Source organism: Pseudomonas sp., assembly GCF_035554175.1.
Taxonomy (GTDB): Bacteria; Pseudomonadota; Gammaproteobacteria; order Pseudomonadales; family Pseudomonadaceae; genus Aquipseudomonas.
Window position 1 is genome coordinate 276,569 of the sequence record NZ_DATMIV010000030.1, and the last position, 19,264, is coordinate 295,832.

General features: G+C 56.6%; 29 protein-coding genes and 1 pseudogene. 2 read left to right on the plus strand and 28 right to left on the minus strand.

Annotated features, from left to right (window positions below):
* Window positions 1-47 precede the first annotated feature (47 nt).
* Window positions 48-602 (plus strand): cysteine hydrolase family protein, encoded by a 555-nt coding sequence (locus VNV36_RS14940; RefSeq protein WP_325718449.1) that lies wholly within the window; start codon window positions 48-50, stop codon window positions 600-602.
* A gap of 172 nt (window positions 603-774) precedes the next feature.
* On the opposite strand, the gene VNV36_RS14945 is transcribed toward VNV36_RS14940, so the two are convergent.
* Together VNV36_RS14945 and VNV36_RS14950 are read right to left on the minus strand one after the other, a co-directional pair.
* Window positions 775-1,293, minus strand: coding sequence for a single-stranded DNA-binding protein (locus VNV36_RS14945; protein ID WP_003228709.1), 519 nt, complete (start codon window positions 1,291-1,293; stop codon window positions 775-777).
* Window positions 1,294-1,302: 9 nt separating this feature from the next.
* The gene (locus VNV36_RS14950) at window positions 1,303-2,700 is read right to left on the minus strand and encodes an MFS transporter (protein WP_325718450.1); all 1,398 of its coding nucleotides are present in this window, start codon (window positions 2,698-2,700) and stop codon (window positions 1,303-1,305) included.
* 191 nt (window positions 2,701-2,891) lie between these two features.
* On the opposite strand from VNV36_RS14950, the gene uvrA reads away from it, so the two are divergent.
* Window positions 2,892-5,726 (plus strand): excinuclease ABC subunit UvrA, encoded by a 2,835-nt coding sequence (gene uvrA / locus VNV36_RS14955; protein WP_039761937.1) that lies wholly within the window; start codon window positions 2,892-2,894, stop codon window positions 5,724-5,726.
* A gap of 64 nt (window positions 5,727-5,790) precedes the next feature.
* Here uvrA and bfr read toward each other — a convergent pair whose 3' ends face one another.
* The 26 genes and pseudogenes from bfr to VNV36_RS15085 form a co-directional block, all read right to left on the minus strand.
* A complete protein-coding gene (gene bfr / locus VNV36_RS14960; protein ID WP_325718451.1) occupies window positions 5,791-6,258 on the minus strand; it encodes a bacterioferritin in 468 nt (155 codons plus the stop codon).
* Window positions 6,259-6,407: 149 nt separating this feature from the next.
* Window positions 6,408-7,862, minus strand: coding sequence for a catalase (locus VNV36_RS14965; protein WP_325718452.1), 1,455 nt, complete (start codon window positions 7,860-7,862; stop codon window positions 6,408-6,410).
* A 239-nt stretch (window positions 7,863-8,101) separates the two neighbouring features.
* Window positions 8,102-8,488: a 50S ribosomal protein L17 gene (gene rplQ / locus VNV36_RS14970; protein ID WP_003176402.1), complete on the minus strand. Its 387-nt coding sequence runs from the start codon at window positions 8,486-8,488 to the stop codon at window positions 8,102-8,104.
* A 42-nt stretch (window positions 8,489-8,530) separates the two neighbouring features.
* Window positions 8,531-9,532, minus strand: a complete 1,002-nt coding sequence (locus VNV36_RS14975; protein ID WP_003186012.1) for a DNA-directed RNA polymerase subunit alpha — start codon at window positions 9,530-9,532, stop codon at window positions 8,531-8,533.
* 22 nt (window positions 9,533-9,554) lie between these two features.
* Window positions 9,555-10,175, minus strand: coding sequence for a 30S ribosomal protein S4 (gene rpsD / locus VNV36_RS14980; protein ID WP_003176404.1), 621 nt, complete (start codon window positions 10,173-10,175; stop codon window positions 9,555-9,557).
* Between the two features lie 18 nt (window positions 10,176-10,193).
* Entirely contained in the window at window positions 10,194-10,583 is a 390-nt protein-coding gene (gene rpsK, locus VNV36_RS14985; RefSeq protein ID WP_002555466.1) for a 30S ribosomal protein S11, read from the minus strand.
* A gap of 30 nt (window positions 10,584-10,613) precedes the next feature.
* Window positions 10,614-10,970, minus strand: coding sequence for a 30S ribosomal protein S13 (gene rpsM / locus VNV36_RS14990; RefSeq protein ID WP_003186020.1), 357 nt, complete (start codon window positions 10,968-10,970; stop codon window positions 10,614-10,616).
* Between the two features lie 130 nt (window positions 10,971-11,100).
* Window positions 11,101-11,217: a 50S ribosomal protein L36 gene (gene rpmJ / locus VNV36_RS14995; RefSeq protein WP_002555468.1), complete on the minus strand. Its 117-nt coding sequence runs from the start codon at window positions 11,215-11,217 to the stop codon at window positions 11,101-11,103.
* 27 nt (window positions 11,218-11,244) lie between these two features.
* A complete protein-coding gene (gene secY, locus VNV36_RS15000; RefSeq protein WP_042610655.1) occupies window positions 11,245-12,573 on the minus strand; it encodes a preprotein translocase subunit SecY in 1,329 nt (442 codons plus the stop codon).
* Window positions 12,574-13,011 (minus strand): 50S ribosomal protein L15, encoded by a 438-nt coding sequence (gene rplO, locus VNV36_RS15005; RefSeq protein WP_003228720.1) that lies wholly within the window; start codon window positions 13,009-13,011, stop codon window positions 12,574-12,576.
* Between the two features lie 3 nt (window positions 13,012-13,014).
* Window positions 13,015-13,191 (minus strand): 50S ribosomal protein L30, encoded by a 177-nt coding sequence (rpmD, locus tag VNV36_RS15010; RefSeq protein ID WP_003176408.1) that lies wholly within the window; start codon window positions 13,189-13,191, stop codon window positions 13,015-13,017.
* A 2-nt stretch (window positions 13,192-13,193) separates the two neighbouring features.
* Complete coding sequence (rpsE, locus tag VNV36_RS15015; RefSeq protein WP_007955637.1) at window positions 13,194-13,694, minus strand: 30S ribosomal protein S5; 501 nt, start codon at window positions 13,692-13,694, stop codon at window positions 13,194-13,196.
* 3 nt (window positions 13,695-13,697) lie between these two features.
* Complete coding sequence (gene rplR, locus VNV36_RS15020; protein WP_003186037.1) at window positions 13,698-14,048, minus strand: 50S ribosomal protein L18; 351 nt, start codon at window positions 14,046-14,048, stop codon at window positions 13,698-13,700.
* Window positions 14,049-14,058: 10 nt separating this feature from the next.
* Window positions 14,059-14,592, minus strand: coding sequence for a 50S ribosomal protein L6 (rplF, locus tag VNV36_RS15025; RefSeq protein WP_003228722.1), 534 nt, complete (start codon window positions 14,590-14,592; stop codon window positions 14,059-14,061).
* Window positions 14,593-14,604: 12 nt separating this feature from the next.
* Window positions 14,605-14,997 (minus strand): 30S ribosomal protein S8, encoded by a 393-nt coding sequence (gene rpsH, locus VNV36_RS15030; protein ID WP_011336171.1) that lies wholly within the window; start codon window positions 14,995-14,997, stop codon window positions 14,605-14,607.
* Window positions 14,998-15,205: 208 nt separating this feature from the next.
* Window positions 15,206-15,511, minus strand: a complete 306-nt coding sequence (rpsN, locus tag VNV36_RS15035; protein WP_003186042.1) for a 30S ribosomal protein S14 — start codon at window positions 15,509-15,511, stop codon at window positions 15,206-15,208.
* 13 nt (window positions 15,512-15,524) lie between these two features.
* Window positions 15,525-16,064 (minus strand): 50S ribosomal protein L5, encoded by a 540-nt coding sequence (rplE, locus tag VNV36_RS15040; protein ID WP_003210069.1) that lies wholly within the window; start codon window positions 16,062-16,064, stop codon window positions 15,525-15,527.
* 20 nt (window positions 16,065-16,084) lie between these two features.
* Complete coding sequence (gene rplX / locus VNV36_RS15045; RefSeq protein WP_003186046.1) at window positions 16,085-16,399, minus strand: 50S ribosomal protein L24; 315 nt, start codon at window positions 16,397-16,399, stop codon at window positions 16,085-16,087.
* Window positions 16,400-16,410: 11 nt separating this feature from the next.
* Entirely contained in the window at window positions 16,411-16,779 is a 369-nt protein-coding gene (gene rplN, locus VNV36_RS15050; protein ID WP_002555479.1) for a 50S ribosomal protein L14, read from the minus strand.
* A 23-nt stretch (window positions 16,780-16,802) separates the two neighbouring features.
* On the minus strand, window positions 16,803-17,069 hold the full coding sequence (gene rpsQ, locus VNV36_RS15055) for a 30S ribosomal protein S17 (protein ID WP_003194644.1): 267 nt from the start codon (window positions 17,067-17,069) through the stop codon (window positions 16,803-16,805).
* Window positions 17,070-17,071: 2 nt separating this feature from the next.
* Window positions 17,072-17,263, minus strand: a complete 192-nt coding sequence (gene rpmC / locus VNV36_RS15060) for a 50S ribosomal protein L29 (RefSeq protein WP_002555481.1) — start codon at window positions 17,261-17,263, stop codon at window positions 17,072-17,074.
* Window positions 17,263-17,676 (minus strand): 50S ribosomal protein L16, encoded by a 414-nt coding sequence (gene rplP, locus VNV36_RS15065; RefSeq protein WP_003228729.1) that lies wholly within the window; start codon window positions 17,674-17,676, stop codon window positions 17,263-17,265. The genes rpmC and rplP overlap by 1 nt, the downstream gene beginning before the upstream one ends.
* A gap of 12 nt (window positions 17,677-17,688) precedes the next feature.
* Complete coding sequence (gene rpsC, locus VNV36_RS15070; RefSeq protein ID WP_003176422.1) at window positions 17,689-18,375, minus strand: 30S ribosomal protein S3; 687 nt, start codon at window positions 18,373-18,375, stop codon at window positions 17,689-17,691.
* Window positions 18,376-18,388: 13 nt separating this feature from the next.
* Window positions 18,389-18,721 carry a 50S ribosomal protein L22 gene (gene rplV / locus VNV36_RS15075; protein WP_003103908.1) on the minus strand — a complete coding sequence of 111 codons (333 nt, stop codon included), beginning with the start codon at window positions 18,719-18,721 and terminating at the stop codon, window positions 18,389-18,391.
* An 11-nt stretch (window positions 18,722-18,732) separates the two neighbouring features.
* The gene (gene rpsS, locus VNV36_RS15080) at window positions 18,733-19,008 is read right to left on the minus strand and encodes a 30S ribosomal protein S19 (RefSeq protein WP_011336172.1); all 276 of its coding nucleotides are present in this window, start codon (window positions 19,006-19,008) and stop codon (window positions 18,733-18,735) included.
* Between the two features lie 16 nt (window positions 19,009-19,024).
* Window positions 19,025-19,264, minus strand: a pseudogene (locus VNV36_RS15085) (50S ribosomal protein L2); the annotation flags it as partial.

Here is a 19,264-nt window from a genome sequence, read left to right on the forward strand (position 1 = left end):
GCGCCGATACTTGCGCCACACCCAATCACTGCCTCAAGGACAATCCCATGGCCAAGCAAGCGCTCATCGTAGTCGATATCCAGAACGACTACTTCCCCCAAGGCAAGTGGCCGCTGGTCGGCGCCGACGCCGCTGCCGATAACGCCGCACGGCTGATCACAGCCTTTCGCGAAGCAGGCGATCCGGTGGTGCACATTCGTCACGAATTCACCTCCCAGGACGCGCCGTTTTTTACCCCCGGTTCCGAGGGCGCCAAACTGCATGCGAAAGTGCTCAACCACACTGACGAACCTGTGGTGCTCAAGCACTTCGTCAACGCGTTCCGTGAAACCGAACTGCAATCGCTCCTCGACGAAAAAGGTATTGAGCAACTGGTGGTGGTCGGCAGCATGAGCCACATGTGCATCGATGGCATCACCCGCGCGGCGGCAGACATGGGTTATGGCGTCACGGTAATTCACGATGCCTGCGCCAGCCGTGACTTGGAATTCAATGGCCTGACCGTGCCGGCTGCCCATGTGCACGCCGCGTTCATGTCGGCGCTGGGTTTTGCCTATGCCCGCGTGGTATCCGCGGACGAATTTCTACACAGTAACGCCTGACCATAAACTGCCAAAACCTACCGGAATGACAAAGCTGCACTGACAGAGCTGATGGCTCACGAGCAGACTCGGTTTCACAGTTGATCAAGAGTCACGCCGGTTTTGCGTCACAAAAAAAGGCCCGTCGCAGCTGGCGACGGGCCTTTTTATTCAAAACGGATGGAGCACAGGATCAGAACGGAATATCGTCATCAAAGCTGTCGAAATCCGGAGCAGGTTGCGGTGCGGCCTGCTGTGGTGCCGGAGCCGAACGCTGTTGTGGAGCCGACTGCTGCGGGCGTGGGGCCTGCTGACGTGGCGCCTGCTGCTGGTAGTTGTTGCCGCCGCCTTGCTGGTCGCCCTGTTGTGGACGGCCGCCGAGCAGTTGCATGGTGCCTTGCATGTCGACCACGATTTCAGTGGTGTAACGCTTGATGCCGTCCTTTTCCCACTCGCGGGTCTGCAGCTTGCCTTCGATGTAGACCTGCGAACCTTTGCGCAGGTACTCACCGGCGATCTCGGCAACCTTGCCGAACATCGACACACGGTGCCACTCGGTCTTTTCGACTTTCTGACCGGTCTGCTTGTCGGTCCATTGTTCGCTGGTGGCCAGACTCAGGTTGGTCACGGCGTTACCGTTAGGCAGATAGCGAACTTCGGGATCCTGGCCGCAAGTGCCGACCAATATGACTTTGTTAACCCCACGGGCCATAACGTTCTCCTAAGCGCCGCACGCAGCCGAGGCCGGGTTGTTCACCAGGCGTTCGAGGGTGGTGCGGTCCACTAATTCTTTGTCCAGTTTGATGTAAACAGCCGCCTCTTCGGCGACTATCACTGCATCCGTTACCCCTACCAGGGCCTTGAGGCGCTCGACCAGACCCGCTTCGCGGATCGCTTCGGGCGACAACGGCAAGCGCAGGCTCGTCACGTAGGGAGGTTCGCGCATGGTAACAGCAAAGGCCAGCCAAAGTGCAGCCAGCGCGGCGCATCCGAGGAACACAACCGACAGACCGCCATGCTGGAACAACCAGCCGCCGAGTATCCCGCCAAGTGCCGAACCGAGGAACTGGCTGGTGGAGTACACGCCCATGGCCGTGCCCTTCCCCCCTGCCGGTGAAACCTTGCTGATCAGCGACGGCAACGATGCTTCGAGCAGGTTGAACGCGGTGAAAAACACCACCGTGCCGATCACCAGAGCACGCAGGCTGTCGCCGAACTGCCAGAAGAATAGTTCAGTCAGCATCAGTGTCATGACGGCACCGAGCAAAACTCGTTTCATTTTGCGTCGCTTCTCACCGTAGATAATGAACGGGATCATGGCGAAGAACGAAATCAGCAGCGCAGTAAGGTAGACCCACCAGTGCTGTTCCTTGGGCAGACCGGCTTTTTCCACCAGCGCCAGCGGCAGGGCAACGAAGCTCGACATCAACATGGCATGTAACACAAAGATGCCCAGATCGAGGCGCAGCAGGTCCGGGTGCTTGAGCGTCGGCATCAATGCCTGCCGGGCCACGCCGGATTCACGATGCTGCAGCGGCCCGGTCGAGCGCGGCACCATGAACATGATGATCAGGATACCGACCAGCGCCATGGCGCCGGTGGCGAGGAACAGCCCGGACAGCCCGAACGCAGTTGTCAGCAACGGCCCGACCACCATGGCCACGGCGAACGACAGACCGATGGTCATGCCGATCATGGCCATGGCTTTGGTGCGATGTTGTTCGCGGGTCAGGTCGGAAAGCAGCGCCATGACCGCAGCGGAAATCGCCCCGGCGCCTTGCAGGATCCGCCCGGCAATCACGCCCCAGATCGAATCGGCCTGGGAGGCCAGGACACTGCCGAGGGCGAAGACTATAAGGCCGAGGTAGATCACCGGCCGGCGGCCGATGCGGTCGGAAATGATCCCGAACGGAATCTGGAAAATTGCCTGGGTCAGACCGTAAGCGCCAATCGCCAGCCCGATCAGGGCCGGGGTCGCTCCCGCCAGATCCATGCCATAGGTCGCCAGTACGGGCAACACCATGAACATGCCAAGCATACGGAAGGCGAACACCAGGGCCAGACCGCTCGCCGCGCGGGTCTCGCTGCCACTCATGCGTTCGCTGTGGGGATCGTGCATGGAAAAACCTCGTGTGAACCGGCGGCGATTCTACCAGTCCCATCGGAAGACGGGGTATATCGCGACGCTATGACGCGTATAGATGAAACTCTCTTCATGAACGGCAAAACGCCCTTCGTTGGATAGTGTGCATCCATCCAGTATTTGCCCGTATACTCCTACGTTTTCGACGCCCGCCGAGCGAGGCCACTTTGGACAAGATCCTGATACGTGGGGCCCGTACCCACAACCTGAAGAACATCGACCTGACCCTGCCACGGGACAAACTGATCGTCATCACCGGCCTGTCCGGATCCGGCAAGTCGTCCCTGGCGTTCGACACGCTGTATGCCGAAGGTCAGCGCCGCTATGTCGAATCGCTGTCGGCCTACGCCCGGCAGTTCCTGTCGATGATGGAAAAACCCGACGTCGATACCATCGAAGGCCTGTCGCCGGCGATCTCCATCGAACAGAAGTCGACCTCGCATAACCCGCGCTCCACGGTCGGCACCATCACCGAAATCTACGACTACCTGCGCCTGCTCTATGCCCGCGTCGGTACGCCGCGCTGCCCCGATCACGACATTCCGCTGGAGGCGCAGACCGTCAGCCAGATGGTCGATCTGGTGCTCGCCCAGCCCGAAGGCAGCAAACTGATGCTGCTGGCGCCGGTGATCCGTGAGCGCAAAGGCGAACACCTGTCGGTCTTCGAAGAGCTGCGTGCGCAAGGTTTCGTCCGCGCCCGGGTCAACGGCCGGATCTGCGAGCTCGACGAGCTGCCAAAACTGGACAAGCAGAAAAAGCATTCGATCGATGTGATCGTCGACCGTTTCAAGGTTCGCGCCGACCTGCAGCAGCGTCTGGCCGAGTCCTTCGAGACTGCGCTGAAACTCGCCGACGGCATCGCGTTGGTCGCGCCAATGGACGACGAGCCGGGTGAAGAAATGATCTTCTCTGCGCGCTTCGCCTGCCCGATATGCGGCCATGCGATCAGCGAGCTGGAACCCAAGCTGTTTTCCTTCAACAACCCGGCCGGCGCATGCCCGACCTGCGATGGCCTGGGCGTGAAGCAGTTCTTCGACATCAAGCGCCTGGTCAATGGCGAGTTGACGCTGGCCGAGGGCGCGATTCGCGGATGGGACCGGCGCAACGTCTATTACTTCCAGATGCTCGGCTCGCTCGCTTCACACTACAAGTTCAGCCTGGACAAGCCCTTCAACGACCTGAGCGCCGAACAGCAGAAGTTCATCCTGCACGGTAGCGGTTCGCAGAATGTCGACTTCAAATACCTGAACGACCGTGGCGATATCGTCAAACGCTCGCACCCGTTCGAAGGCATCGTGCCGAATCTGGAGCGCCGTTACCGCGAAACCGAGTCGGCGAGCGTGCGTGAAGAACTGGCCAAGTTCCTCAGTCATCAGGCCTGCCCTGACTGTCGCGGCACGCGCCTGCGTCGCGAAGCCCGGCACGTCTGGGTCGGTGAGAAAACCCTGCCGGCGGTGACCAATCTGCCCATCGGCGATGCCTGCGAATACTTCGGCGCGCTGAAGATGACCGGACGGCGCGGCGAGATCGCCGACAAGATTCTCAAGGAAATCCGGGAGCGTCTGCAGTTCCTGGTCAACGTCGGGCTCGACTATCTGTCACTGGATCGCAGTGCCGACACCCTGTCCGGTGGCGAGGCGCAGCGGATTCGTCTGGCCAGCCAGATTGGTGCTGGCCTGGTCGGCGTTCTGTACATCCTCGATGAACCCTCCATTGGCCTGCATCAGCGCGATAACGATCGCCTGCTCGGCACGCTCAAGCACCTGCGTGATATCGGCAACACGGTAATCGTGGTCGAGCACGACGAAGATGCGATTCGTTTGGCTGACTATGTCGTGGATATCGGCCCGGGCGCTGGTGTGCATGGCGGCCAGATCGTCGCTGAAGGCACGCCGGATGAGGTCATGGCACACCCCGACTCACTGACCGGCAAATATCTGTCTGGCCGGGTGAAGATCGAAGTGCCGGCCAAACGCACGCCGCGCAACAAAAAGCTCAATCTGTCGCTCAAGGGCGCGCGTGGGAACAATCTGCGCAACGTCGATCTGGACATCCCGATCGGCCTGCTGACCTGCGTCACCGGTGTTTCCGGCTCAGGCAAGTCGACGCTGATCAACAACACGCTGTTCCCGCTGAGTGCCACGGCCCTCAATGGCGCGACGACCCTTGAAGCGGCCGCCCACGACAGCATCAAGGGCCTGGAACATCTCGACAAGGTGGTCGATATCGACCAGAGCCCGATCGGTCGAACGCCGCGCTCCAACCCGGCGACCTATACCGGGCTGTTCACACCGATCCGCGAACTGTTCGCCGGCGTACCCGAATCGCGCTCCCGTGGTTACGGCCCGGGGCGTTTCTCGTTCAACGTCAAGGGCGGTCGTTGCGAAGCGTGTCAGGGCGACGGCCTGATCAAGGTGGAAATGCACTTCCTGCCGGACATTTACGTGCCCTGCGACGTGTGCAAGAGCAAGCGTTACAACCGCGAAACCCTTGAGATCAAATACAAGGGCAAGAGCATCCACGAAACCCTCGAAATGACCATCGAGGAAGCCCGGGAGTTCTTCGACGCGGTGCCGGCACTGGCGCGCAAGCTGCAAACGCTGATGGATGTCGGCCTGTCGTATATCAAGCTCGGGCAGTCGGCGACGACGTTGTCCGGTGGTGAAGCACAGCGGGTGAAGTTGTCGCGCGAGCTGTCCAAGCGCGATACCGGCAAGACCCTGTACATCCTCGACGAGCCGACGACTGGCCTGCACTTTGCGGATATCCAACAGTTGCTCGACGTACTGCATCGTTTGCGTGATCACGGCAATACCGTGGTGGTGATCGAGCACAACCTCGACGTGATCAAGACCGCTGACTGGCTGGTGGACCTCGGTCCTGAAGGAGGCTCCAAAGGGGGTCAGATCATTGCCACCGGCACGCCGGAGGAAGTCGCCGAGATGAAGCAATCTCACACCGGTCATTACCTCAAGCCCTTGCTGATTCGCGACCGCGCCTAACCGCCAGGCATGAAAAAGCCCCGGTCACTGTTGTGTGATCGGGGCTTTTTTGTATCCGTTGCAATCAGGACGCGTGGGATTGCAGGTAGTTCTCAAGACCGATCAGTTTGATCAGGCCCAACTGCTTTTCCAGCCAGTAGGTGTGATCTTCTTCAGTGTCGTTGAGCTGAACCCGCAGAATCTCACGGCTGACGTAGTCCTGGTGCTGCTCGCAAAGCTCGATACCTTTGCAAAGCGCAGCACGGACTTTGTATTCGAGGCGCAGATCAGCTTCGAGCATCTCCGGCACCGTAGTGCCGACATCCAGATCATCAGGACGCATGCGCGGCGTGCCTTCAAGCATCAGAATCCGACGCATCAACGCATCGGCGTGGCCTGCTTCTTCTTCCATCTCGTGATTGATGCGCTCGTAGAGCTTGGTGAACCCCCAGTCCTCATACATCCGCGAATGAACGAAATATTGGTCACGCGCGGCCAGTTCGCCGGTCAGCAACGTATTGAGGTATTCGATTACATCTGGGTGGCCTTGCATCGCCCTGCATCTCCCTTCCTGAAAGTCTGTAGTTTGAACCAACCTGACCGGAAGGTCACTGGCTATGCGCAATAAAAGCGAAGATATGCTGAGAAAAGCAGGTTAAATAACGCAAAAACCGCCCAAATGAGGGCGGTTCTGCTTCTCGTTTAGACTTCGTTAAGCTGTACGTTGAGCAGCTTCGCGATTGCATCTCCATACGCCGGGTCGGCCTTATAGAAGTGCTGCAACTGACGATCGACCACGTCGCTCGAAACACCCGCCATCGCACCCGCAATGTTACTGACCAGCAGCGCTTTCTGCTCATCACTCATCAAGCGGAACAACGCACCGGCATGGCTGTAGTAATCGGTGTCCTCACGGTGATCGTAGCGATCAGCGGCGCCGTTCAAGGCCAGAGCAGGCTCGGCGTAATGCGGCGCTTGTTTCGGCGATTCAACATAGCTGTTCGGTTCATAGTTCGGTGCTGCACCGCCATTACTGCCAAAAGCCATGGAGCCATCACGCTGGTAAGTGTTCACCGGGCTGCGTGGTGCATTCACCGGCAGTTGCTGGTGGTTGGTGCCGACACGATAGCGGTGGGCGTCAGCGTAGGCGAATACGCGACCTTGCAGCATCCGGTCTGGCGACAGACCCACGCCCGGAACCATATTGCTCGGGCCAAACGCAGCTTGCTCGACTTCAGCAAAGTAGTTGAGCGGGTTGCGGTTCAACTCCAGTTCACCGACTTCGATCAGTGGGAACTCCTTCTGCGACCATGTCTTGGTCACGTCAAACGGATTTTCGTAATGAGCTGCCGCTTGCGCCTCGGTCATGATCTGAATGCACACGCGCCATTTCGGGAACTCGCCACGCTCGATCGCCTCGAACAGATCGCGCTGAGCGTAGTCCGGGTCGGTACCAGCCAAACGGGCCGCGTCGGCTGGGGCGAGATTCTTGATCCCTTGGCGGGTCTTGTAGTGCCACTTGACCCAGTGCCGCTCGCCTTTGGCGTTGATCAGGCTGTACGTATGGCTCCCGAAGCCGTGCATGTGGCGGTAGCCGTCAGGAATGCCGCGATCAGAGAACAGAATGGTGACCTGGTGCAGCGCCTCAGGCGAATGCGACCAGAAGTCCCACATCATCTGCGCACTTTTCAGGTTGCTTTGCGGCAGACGCTTCTGCGTGTGGATAAAGTCTGGGAACTTCAGTGGATCGCGGATGAAAAACACCGGCGTGTTGTTGCCGACGATGTCCCAGTTGCCTTCCTCGGTGTAAAACTTGAGAGCGAATCCGCGTGGATCGCGCTCGGTGTCTGCCGAACCACGCTCGCCACCTACGGTAGAAAAGCGCAGAAAGGTTGGCGTTTGTTTGCCCACCGATTCGAACAGTTTTGCACTGGTGTATTCAGTGATATCACGGGTAACGGTAAACGTACCGTAGGCGCCCGAGCCCTTCGCGTGCACGCGGCGTTCAGGAATGTTTTCGCGGTTGAAGTGCGCGAGCTTTTCAATCAGATGGAAATCGTCGAGCAACAGCGGACCGCGAGGGCCGGCGGAGCGAGAATTCTGGTTATCAGCGACAGGCGCGCCACTGGCGGTTGTTAGCGTTTTGGTCTGGCTCATGCGGTCTTCTTCCTCTATCAGTCTTGAACTGCCGGCTAACGGGCTTGGTGGAAAGTATTAATCATCGATCTGACAGCCACAAATTCATTAACTTAGGTGCATCGATAGATAATTACTAATTAGGTTTTCCGGGCACATAGTGGCAGTCCAACCATGTCAGAAACTTGTACGAACGGCGCATTTCTTACAGGCACAAAAAACCGGGCACTAGGCCCGGTTCTTCGTTTCAGACTGACGTCTTACTCGGCGGATACAGCTTCGCCAGCAGTAGCACGATCAACCAACTCGACGTACGCCATAGGCGCGTTGTCGCCAGCGCGGAAACCGCACTTGAGGATGCGCAGGTAGCCACCCTCACGGGTAGCGTAACGCTTGCCCAGGTCGTTGAAGAGCTTACCAACGATAGCTTTCGAACGAGTACGGTCGAAAGCCAGACGGCGGTTAGCCAGGCTGTCTGTCTTGGCCAGAGTGATCAGCGGCTCGGCAACGCGGCGCAGTTCTTTGGCTTTTGGCAGAGTAGTTTTGATCAGCTCGTGCTCGAACAGCGACACCGCCATGTTTTGGAACATGGCCTTGCGGTGCGAGCTGGTGCGGCTCAGGTGACGACCACTTTTACGATGACGCATGGTTCATTCCTTACCAAACACTACGTTCGGTGATTACGACGATCAGGCAGTCGCCTTGTCGTCCTTCTTAAGACTTGCAGGCGGCCAGTTGTCGAGGCGCATGCCGAGGGACAGACCGCGGGAGGCCAGAACGTCCTTGATTTCAGTCAAGGATTTCTTGCCAAGGTTCGGAGTCTTCAACAGCTCTACTTCGGTACGCTGAATCAGGTCGCCGATGTAGTAGATGTTTTCCGCCTTAAGGCAGTTAGCCGAACGTACAGTCAGTTCCAGATCGTCAACCGGGCGAAGCAGGATCGGATCGATCTCGTCTTCCTGCTCGACAACCACTGGCTCACTGTCACCCTTGAGGTCGACGAACGCAGCCAACTGCTGTTGCAGGATGGTTGCAGCGCGGCGGATAGCCTCTTCAGGATCCAGAGTACCGTTGGTTTCCAGATCAATAACCAGCTTGTCCAGGTTGGTACGCTGTTCGACACGGGCGTTTTCCACCACGTAGGCGATACGGCGAACCGGGCTGAACGAAGAGTCAAGCTGCAAGCGACCGATGCTGCGGCTTTCGTCTTCATCGCTCTGACGCGAGTCGGCTGGTTCATAACCACGACCACGAGCTACGGTGAGCTTCATGTTCAGGGCGCCGTTAGACGCCAGGTTAGCGATTACGTGATCGGGATTAACGATCTCGACATCATGATCCAGCTGAATATCGGCAGCGGTAACCACCCCCGAACCCTTCTTCGACAAGGTCAGCGTAACTTCGTCACGACCGTGCAGCTTGATGGCCAGACCTTTAAGGTTCAACAGGATTTCAATTACGTCTTCCTGTACACCTTCGATGGCGCTGTACTCGTGGAGCACACCGTCAATCTCGGCCTCGACTACTGCGCAGCCGGGCATTGAGGACAACAGGATGCGGCGCAGCGCGTTGCCCAGGGTGTGGCCAAAACCACGCTCGAGAGGCTCGAGAGTGATCTTGGCGCGGGTTGGACTGACAACCTGCACATCAATGTGGCGGGGTGTCAGGAACTCATTTACCGAAATCTGCATGGATGCACCTATTTTCTAGCCCTTACTTGGAGTAGAGCTCGACAATCAGGCTTTCGTTGATGTCGGCGGACAGATCACTGCGAGCAGGAACGTTCTTGAAAACGCCCGACTTCTTCTCAGTGTCTACTTCTACCCATTCTACGCGGCCACGTTGGGCACACAGATCGAGAGCTTGGACAATGCGAAGCTGGTTTTTTGCTTTCTCGCGAACTGCAACCACGTCACCAGCACGAACCTGATACGACGGAACGTTTACGGTCTGACCGTTAACGCTGATCGACTTGTGCGATACCAATTGACGGGATTCGGCACGAGTCGAACCAAAGCCCATACGGTATACAACGTTGTCCAGACGGCATTCGAGCAGTTGCAGCAGGTTTTCACCGGTTGCACCTTTCTTGCCAGCAGCTTCTTTGTAGTAGCCGCTGAACTGACGCTCGAGAACGCCGTAGATACGACGGACCTTCTGCTTTTCACGCAGTTGGGTGCCGTAGTCGGACTGGCGACCGCGGCGTTGGCCGTGGATACCAGGTGCTGCTTCAATGTTGCACTTCGATTCGATCGCGCGCACGCCGCTCTTCAGGAAGAGATCGGTGCCTTCGCGACGAGCGAGTTTGCATTTTGGACCAATGTAACGAGCCATTCTTTACAATCTCCTGGATTACACGCGGCGCTTCTTCGGCGGACGGCACCCGTTGTGCGGGATTGGCGTCACGTCGGTGATGCTGGCGATCTTGTAGCCACAGCCGTTCAAAGCGCGGACTGCGGATTCACGACCTGGACCTGGACCCTTGACGTTGACGTCGAGGTTTTTCAGGCCGTATTCCAGCGCAGCTTGACCAGCACGTTCAGCAGCTACTTGAGCAGCGAACGGGGTGGACTTGCGGGAACCGCGGAAACCCGAACCACCGGAGGTAGCCCAGGAAAGAGCGTTACCTTGACGGTCGGTAATGGTCACGATGGTGTTGTTAAAAGAAGCATGGATGTGGGCGATGCCATCAACCACTGTCTTTTTAACTTTTTTACGAGGACGAGCAGCAGGTTTTGCCATGATTAAATTCCTGTCGATTCGCTGGGGCGATTACTTGCGGATCGGCTTACGCGGACCTTTACGGGTACGCGCGTTGGTCTTGGTACGCTGACCGCGTACTGGCAGACCACGACGATGACGCAGACCGCGATAGCAACCGAGGTCCATCAAGCGCTTGATTTTCATGTTGATTTCGCGACGCAGGTCACCTTCAGTGGTGAACTTCGCCACTTCGCCACGCAGCTGTTCAATTTGCTCGTCGCTCAGATCTTTGATCTTTGCTGCTGGGTTTACCCCAGTCACTGCACAGATCTTCTGTGCAGTAGTGCGACCAACACCATAGATGTAGGTCAGCGAGATAACAGTATGCTTGTTATCTGGAATGTTAACGCCTGCAATACGGGCCATTCAGTGGGACTCCAATTGACAGCTACCTACGCCCCGGAAGCCAAGAAATAGGGCGCGAGATAATATCGCTGTAATAACAAATAATCAACCCGGTAGCGCACTAGCTACCGGGCTTGAAGCACAATCACACTCAGCCTTGGCGCTGTTTGTGACGCGGTTCCGCGCTGCAAATTACTCGAACAACACCTTCGCGGCGAATAATCTTGCAGTTACGGCACAGCTTTTTCACCGATGCACGAACTTTCATCACCAACTCCTCGAACCTTATGGGTACTCAGCGCAACATGCCGCTGCCGTAACCCTTCAGGTTGGCTTTCTTCATCAGGGATTCGTACTGGTGCGAAACGAGGTGCGATTGTACTTGGGACATGAAGTCCATCACAACCACGACCACGATCAGCAACGAGGTCCCGCCAAGGTAGAACGGAACGTTTGCTGCAACCACCAGGAACTGGGGCAACAGGCACACGGCCGTCATGTAAAGAGCACCGAACATGGTCAAGCGGGTCAGAACGCCATCGATATAGCGCGCAGACTGCTCACCTGGACGGATGCCCGGAATAAAGGCACCGGACTTCTTCAGGTTTTCCGCTACGTCTTTCGGATTGAACATCAACGCCGTATAGAAGAAGCAGAAGAAAATAATCCCTGCACTAAACAGCAGAATATTCAACGGCTGACCAGGAGCGATCGACTGCGAGATGTCCTGCAACCAGCCCATACCTTCAGACTGACCAAACCAGGCACCCAACGAAGCCGGGAACAGCAAAATGCTGCTCGCGAAAATAGCCGGAATAACACCGGCCATGTTCACCTTCAGCGGCAAGTGGCTTGTCTGCGCAGCAAAAACCTTGCGGCCCTGCTGACGCTTGGCGTAGTGAACAGCGATACGACGCTGGCCACGCTCAATGAACACCACGAAACCGATAATCGCTACTGCCAGCAAACCGATGGCAACCAGGGCGAAGATGTTGATATCACCCTGACGCGCAGACTCGAAAGACTGCCCGATTGCTCTCGGAAGACCGGCGACGATACCCGAAAAAATCAACATCGAGATACCGTTGCCTACACCACGCTCAGTAATCTGCTCACCCAGCCACATCATGAACATCGCACCAGCCACAAAAGTGGTTACCGCGACGAAATGGAAGCCAAAGTCACCAGTGAACGCAACGCCCTGCCCCGCCAGGCCAATGGACATGCCAATAGCCTGAACGAGAGCGAGGACGACGGTGCCGTAGCGGGTGTACTGGCTGATCTTGCGACGGCCAGCTTCACCTTCCTTCTTCAACTGCTCCAGCTGCGGGCTGACGGCGGTCATCAGTTGCATGATGATCGATGCCGAAATGTACGGCATGATCCCCAGTGCAAAGATGCTCATCCGTTCCAGCGCGCCGCCGGAGAACATGTTGAACAAGCTAAGAATGGTCCCCTCATTCTGTCGAAACAGGTCTGCGAGTCGGTCCGGGTTGATACCTGGAACCGGGATGTGTGCGCCTATTCGGTAGACGATAATCGCCAGGAACAGAAAACGCAGACGAGCCCAGAGTTCAGACATACCGCCTTTGCCGAGCGCAGAGAGAGCACCTTGCTTAGCCATTTATTCCTCGAACTTGCCGCCAGCTGCTTCGATAGCCGCACGCGCACCTTTGGTGGCGCCGATTCCCTTGCCGATAGTGACAGCGCGAGTCACTTCACCGGACAGCATGATTTTCACACGCTGTACGTTGACGTTGATCACGTTGGCATCTTTCAGGGACTGCACAGTAACGATGTCGCCTTCCACTTTAGCCAGCTCGGACAGACGCACTTCTGCGCGATCCATGGCTTTCAGGGAAACGAAACCGAACTTCGGCAGGCGACGATGCAGCGGCTGTTGACCGCCTTCAAAGCCTGGAGCAATGGTGCCACCGGAGCGGGAGGTCTGACCTTTGTGACCACGGCCACCAGTCTTGCCCAAACCACTACCGATACCACGGCCCGGACGATGCTTTTCGCGACGGGAACCCGGCGCTGGACTCAGATCATTGAGTTTCATCGATTAACCCTCGACACGCAGCATGTAGTAAGCCTTGTTGATCATCCCGCGATTCTCGGGAGTATCCTGGACTTCTACAGTGTGACCGATGCGACGCAGACCCAGACCCTTAACGCACAGTTTGTGGTTAGGGATACGGCCGGTCATGCTTTTGATCAGCGTAACTTTAACGGTAGCCATGATTACTTGATCTCCTCAACACGCAGGCCACGCTTGGCAGCGATGGACTCAGGAGACTGCATAGCCTTCAGACCCTTGAAAGTGGCGTGAACCACGTTTACCGGGTTAGTCGAGCCGTAGCACTTGGCCAGAACGTTCTGAACGCCAGCAACTTCGAGGACAGCACGCATAGCGCCGCCAGCGATGATACCGGTACCTTCAGAAGCAGGCTGCATGTACACCTTCGAAGCGCCGTGAGCGGACTTCATTGCGTACTGCAGAGTGGTGCCGTTCAGGTCAACTTGAATCATGTTGCGGCGAGCAGCTTCCATTGCCTTCTGGATCGCAGCAGGCACTTCACGCGACTTGCCACGGCCGAAGCCAACACGCCCTTTACCATCACCAACCACGGTCAACGCGGTGAAAGTGAAGATACGGCCGCCTTTAACGGTTTTGGCTACGCGGTTAACTTGAACCAGCTTCTCGATGTAGCCTTCGTCGCGCTTTTGGTCGTTATTTGACATAACTTAGAACTCCAGCCCAGCTTCACGAGCAGCATCAGCCAGCGCTTTAACGCGGCCGTGGTACTTGAAGCCAGAGCGGTCGAAAGCCACCTGCGAGACGCCAGCGGCCTTAGCACGCGTAGCGACCAGCTGGCCAACCTTAGTGGCCGCGTCGATGTTGCCAGTGGCGCCATCACGCAGTTCTTTATCCAAAGTCGAGGCGCTTGCCAGGACTTTGTTGCCGTCGGCCGAAATGACCTGGGCGTAGATGTGCTGCGAAGAGCGGAACACGCAGAGACGCACGACTTCGAGTTCGTGCATTTTCAGGCGTGCTTTGCGAGCGCGACGCAGTCGAGTAACTTTTTTGTCGGTCATTTGCTATGCCCTACTTCTTCTTGGCTTCTTTACGACGGACGACTTCGTCCGCGTAGCGCACACCTTTGCCTTTGTACGGCTCTGGTGGACGGAAGTCGCGGATCTCGGCGGCCACTTGACCTACCAGCTGCTTGTCGATGCCCTTGATCAGGATATCGGTCTGGCTAGGAGTCTCAGCGGTGATGCCTTCCGGCAGTTCGTAATCCACTGGGTGCGAGAAGCCAAGAGCCAGGTTCAGAACCTGACCTTTTGCTTGCGCCTTGTAACCAACACCGACCAGCTGGAGCTTGCGCTCGAAGCCTTGGCTTACGCCTTGGACCATGTTGTTTACCAACGCACGCGTGGTACCGGCCATTGCGCGAGTTTGTTGATCGCCGTTGCGAGCAGCGAAACGCAGCTCACCAGCTTCTTCAACGATCTCAACGGACGAATGGATGTTCAGTTCAAGAGTACCCTTGGCACCCTTCACCGAAAGCTGCTGGCCTGCGAATTTGACTTCGACACCGGCTGGCAGCTTAACGGGGTTCTTAGCGACGCGAGACATGCTTATCCCCCCTTAGAACACAGTGCAAAGAACTTCGCCGCCGACACCGGCAGCGCGCGCAGCACGATCCGTCATCACACCTTTGTTGGTGGAGACGATAGACACACCGAGACCGCCACGTACTTTCGGCAGTTCTTCGACGGACTTGTACTGACGCAGGCCTGGACGGCTAACGCGCTTGACTTCTTCGATAACCGGACGGCCTTCGAAATATTTCAGCTCGATAGACAGCAGTGGTTTTGTTTCGCTGCTGATCTGATAACCCGCGATGTAACCTTCGTCCTTCAGGACTTTAGCTACAGCCACCTTCAACGTGGAAGAAGGCATGCTGACGACGGACTTTTCAGCCATCTGGGCATTACGGATTCGAGTTAGCATGTCCGCTAACGGGTCCTGCATACTCATGGGCTAGACGCTCCTAATACAGAAAAATTAGCCTTGCGGCTACTACTTGTCGCCGAGAACTTCCGGGCAGAAAAACACGGGCTCAGGCGAGCCGGTCATTCTAGACACACCCCAGAAATGAATCAAGCCCCAAAAGGGGCTTGATTCTGATTCAAGGCCACCGATGGTCAGGTTCTTGCAAACCCGACCATCGCGACTTTGACAACTGTTACCAGCTGGCTTTAACCAGACCTGGCACGTCACCACGCATTGCAGCTTGACGCAGCATGTTACGGCCGAGGCCGAACTTGCGGTACACGCCGTGCGGACGACCAGTCAGGCGGCAACGGTTACGCATGCGCGAAGCGCTTGCGTCACGTGGTTGCTTCTGCAGAGCTACGGTAGCTTCCCAACGCGCTTCTGGACTTGCGTTCAGATCGACGATGATAGCTTTCAGCGCTGCACGCTTGGTGGCGTACTTGGCAACGGTGAGCTGACGCTTCAGCTCACGGTTTTTCATGCTCTTCTTGGCCATTTTCCTACTCCAATCAGTTGCGGAACGGGAATTTGAAAGCACGCAGCAGAGCGCGGCCTTCGTCATCGTTCTTGGCAGTGGTGGTCAGGGTAATGTCCAGACCGCGGAGAGCATCGATCTTGTCGTAGTCGATTTCCGGGAAAATGATCTGCTCTTTCACGCCCATGCTGTAGTTGCCACGACCATCGAAGGACTTGGCATTCAGGCCGCGGAAGTCGCGAACCCGAGGCAGGGAGATCGACAGCAGACGATCCAGGAATTCGTACATACGCTCACGGCGCAGGGTCACTTTGACGCCGATCGGCCATCCTTCGCGGACTTTGAAGCCAGCGATGGATTTACGAGCGTAGGTCACAACGACTTTCTGGCCGGTGATCTTTTCCAGGTCAGCAACAGCGTGCTCGATGACTTTTTTGTCGCCGATCGCTTCGCCCAGACCCATGTTCAGGGTGATTTTGGTAACGCGCGGAACTTCCATCACGTTCGAAAGCTTAAGTTCTTCCTTAAGTTTCGGAGCGATTTCCTTCCGGTAAATCTCTTTTAGTCGTGCCATGGTCTTCTACCTAGCAGTGTTCAAGCATCAACCGCTTTTTGGGTCGACTTGAAGACACGAATTTTCTTACCGTCTTCTACTTTGAAACCAACGCGGTCAGCCTTGTTGGTTTCGCCGTTGAAGATGGCGACGTTGGAAGCGTGCAGTGGCGCTTCTTTCTCGACGATACCGCCCTGTACGCCCGACATCGGATTAGGCTTGGTATGACGCTTGACCAGGTTCAGACCACCAACAACCAGACGGTTGTCAGCAAGAACCTTCAGCACCTTACCGCGCTTACCTTTGTCTTTGCCGGCGATCACGATGATCTCGTCGTCACGACGAATCTTTTGCATGTCGGATCTCCTTACAGCACTTCTGGGGCGAGCGAGACGATCTTCATGAACTTCTCAGTACGAAGTTCACGGGTCACTGGCCCAAAGATACGGGTGCCGATCGGCTCTTGCTTGTTGTTCAGAAGAACAGCAGCGTTGCCATCAAAGCGGATAATGGAGCCATCAGCACGACGTACGCCGTGACGAGTGCGGACTACAACAGCAGTCATCACTTGGCCTTTTTTCACCTTACCGCGAGGAATTGCTTCCTTCACGGTAACTTTGATGATGTCACCGATACCAGCGTAACGACGATGGGAGCCACCCAGCACCTTGATGCACATAACACGGCGAGCGCCGCTGTTATCGGCCACATCGAGCATGGATTGAGTCTGAATCATATAATTTCTCCGACCCCTAGCCCTTAGACTTCCACAGCGCGTTCGAGAACATCAACCAGTGCCCAAGACTTGGTCTTGGCCATCGGACGAGTTTCACGAATAGTGACTTTGTCGCCGATGTGGCACTGATTGGTTTCGTCGTGCGCGTGCAGCTTAGTCGAACGCTTAACGTATTTACCGTAGATCGGGTGCTTAACGCGACGCTCGATCAGAACGGTGATGGTTTTGTCCATCTTGTCGCTGACAACACGGCCAGTCAGCGTACGGACAGTTTTTTCGGCTTCAGCCATGATCACTTACCTGCCTGCTGGTTGAGCACAGTCTTCACGCGAGCGATGTCACGCTTAACTTGCGAGAGCAGATGAGACTGCCCCAACTGGCCAGTTGCTTTCTGCATACGCAGATTGAACTGGTCGCGCAGCAAGCCGAGCAGTTGCTCGTTCAGCTGCTGTGCGGATTTTTCACGAAGTTCATTCGCTTTCATCACATCACCGTCCGCTTAACAAAGGAGGTGGCGAGCGGCAGCTTTGCAGCAGCCAGGGCGAAAGCCTCACGCGCCAGCTCTTCAGAAACACCCTCGATTTCATACAGGACTTTGCCTGGCTGAATCTGGGCAACCCAGTACTCCACGTTACCCTTACCTTTACCCATACGAACCTCGAGAGGCTTTTTGGAGATTGGCTTGTCCGGGAATACACGGATCCAGATCTTGCCGCCACGTTTTACGTGACGGGTCAGAGCACGACGCGCTGACTCGATCTGACGAGCGGTGAGACGACCACGAGCAACAGACTTCAGCGCGAACTCGCCGAAGCTGACTTTGCTACCGCGCAGTGCCAGACCACGGTTGTGGCCGGTCATCTGCTTGCGGAACTTCGTACGCTTTGGTTGCAACATTTGGCGTACCCCTTACTTAGCAGCTTTTTTACGAGGCGCTGGTGCTTGTGGCTTCAGCTCTTCTTGGCGACCACCAATTACTTCGCCTTTGAAGATCCAAACCTTTACACCGATCACACCGTAGGTGGTGTGAGCTTCGTAGTTGGCATAGTCGATGTCGGCACGCAGGGTGTGCAGTGGCACACGACCTTCGCGATACCATTCAGTACGTGCGATTTCAGCACCGCCGAGACGACCGCTCACTTGGATTTTGATGCCTTTGGCACCAATGCGCATGGCGTTCTGTACTGCGCGCTTCATAGCGCGACGGAACATTACACGACGCTCCAGCTGCTGAGCTACGCTCTGCGCAACCAGCATACCGTCGAGTTCCGGCTTGCGGATCTCTTCGATATTGATGTGCACAGGCACACCCATTTGCTTGGTCAGGTCCTGACGCAGTTTCTCAACATCTTCACCTTTCTTCCCGATAACGATACCTGGACGAGCGGTGTGGATGGTGATGCGTGCAGTTTGGGCCGGACGATGGATATCGATACGGCTTACGGACGCGCTTTTTAGTTTGTCTTGGAGATACTCACGCACTTTCAGATCTGCGAACAAGTAGTCCGCATAAGTCCGACCGTCTGCGTACCAGACGGAGGTGTGCTCCTTGACGATTCCCAGGCGAATGCCAATGGGATGTACTTTCTGACCCATCTCTTCGACTCCGTTACTTGTCAGCAACCTTGACAGTGATATGGCAAGACCGCTTGACGATGCGATCAGCACGGCCTTTGGCACGTGGCATGATGCGCTTCAGCGAACGCCCTTCGTTGACGAAAACGGTGCTGACCTTCAGGTCATCAACGTCTGCGCCTTCGTTATGCTCGGCGTTGGCTACGGCCGACTCCAGCACTTTCTTCATGATCTCGGCGGCTTTCTTACTGCTGAAAGCCAACAGGTTGAGCGCTTCGCCCACCTTCTTCCCGCGGATCTGGTCGGCGACCAAGCGGGCTTTCTGGGCGGAGATTCGAGCGCCCGACAACTTAGCGGCTACTTCCATTTCCTTACCCCTTAACGCTTGGCTTTCTTGTCAGCCACGTGCCCGCGATAGTTGCGGGTACCGGCGAACTCGCCCAGTTTGTGGCCGACCATGTCTTCGTTAACGAGAACTGGGACGTGCTGACGACCGTTGTGTACTGCGATGGTCAGACCGACCATTTGTGGCAGGATCATCGAACGACGCGACCAGGTTTTAATTGGTTTGCGATCGTTCTTTTCCGCCGCCACTTCGATCTTCTTCAGTAGGTGAAGATCAATAAAAGGACCTTTTTTCAGAGAACGTGGCACTGTCGTATCCCTCTATTTACTTGCGACGACGGACGATCATTTTGTCGGTACGCTTATTACCACGAGTCTTCGCGCCCTTAGTCGGGAAGCCCCATGGCGATACCGGATGACGACCACCAGAGGTACGACCTTCACCACCACCATGTGGGTGGTCAACCGGGTTCATGGCAACACCACGAACGGTTGGGCGAACGCCACGCCAGCGTTTGGCACCAGCTTTACCCAGCGAACGCAGGCTGTGCTCGGAGTTCGAGAC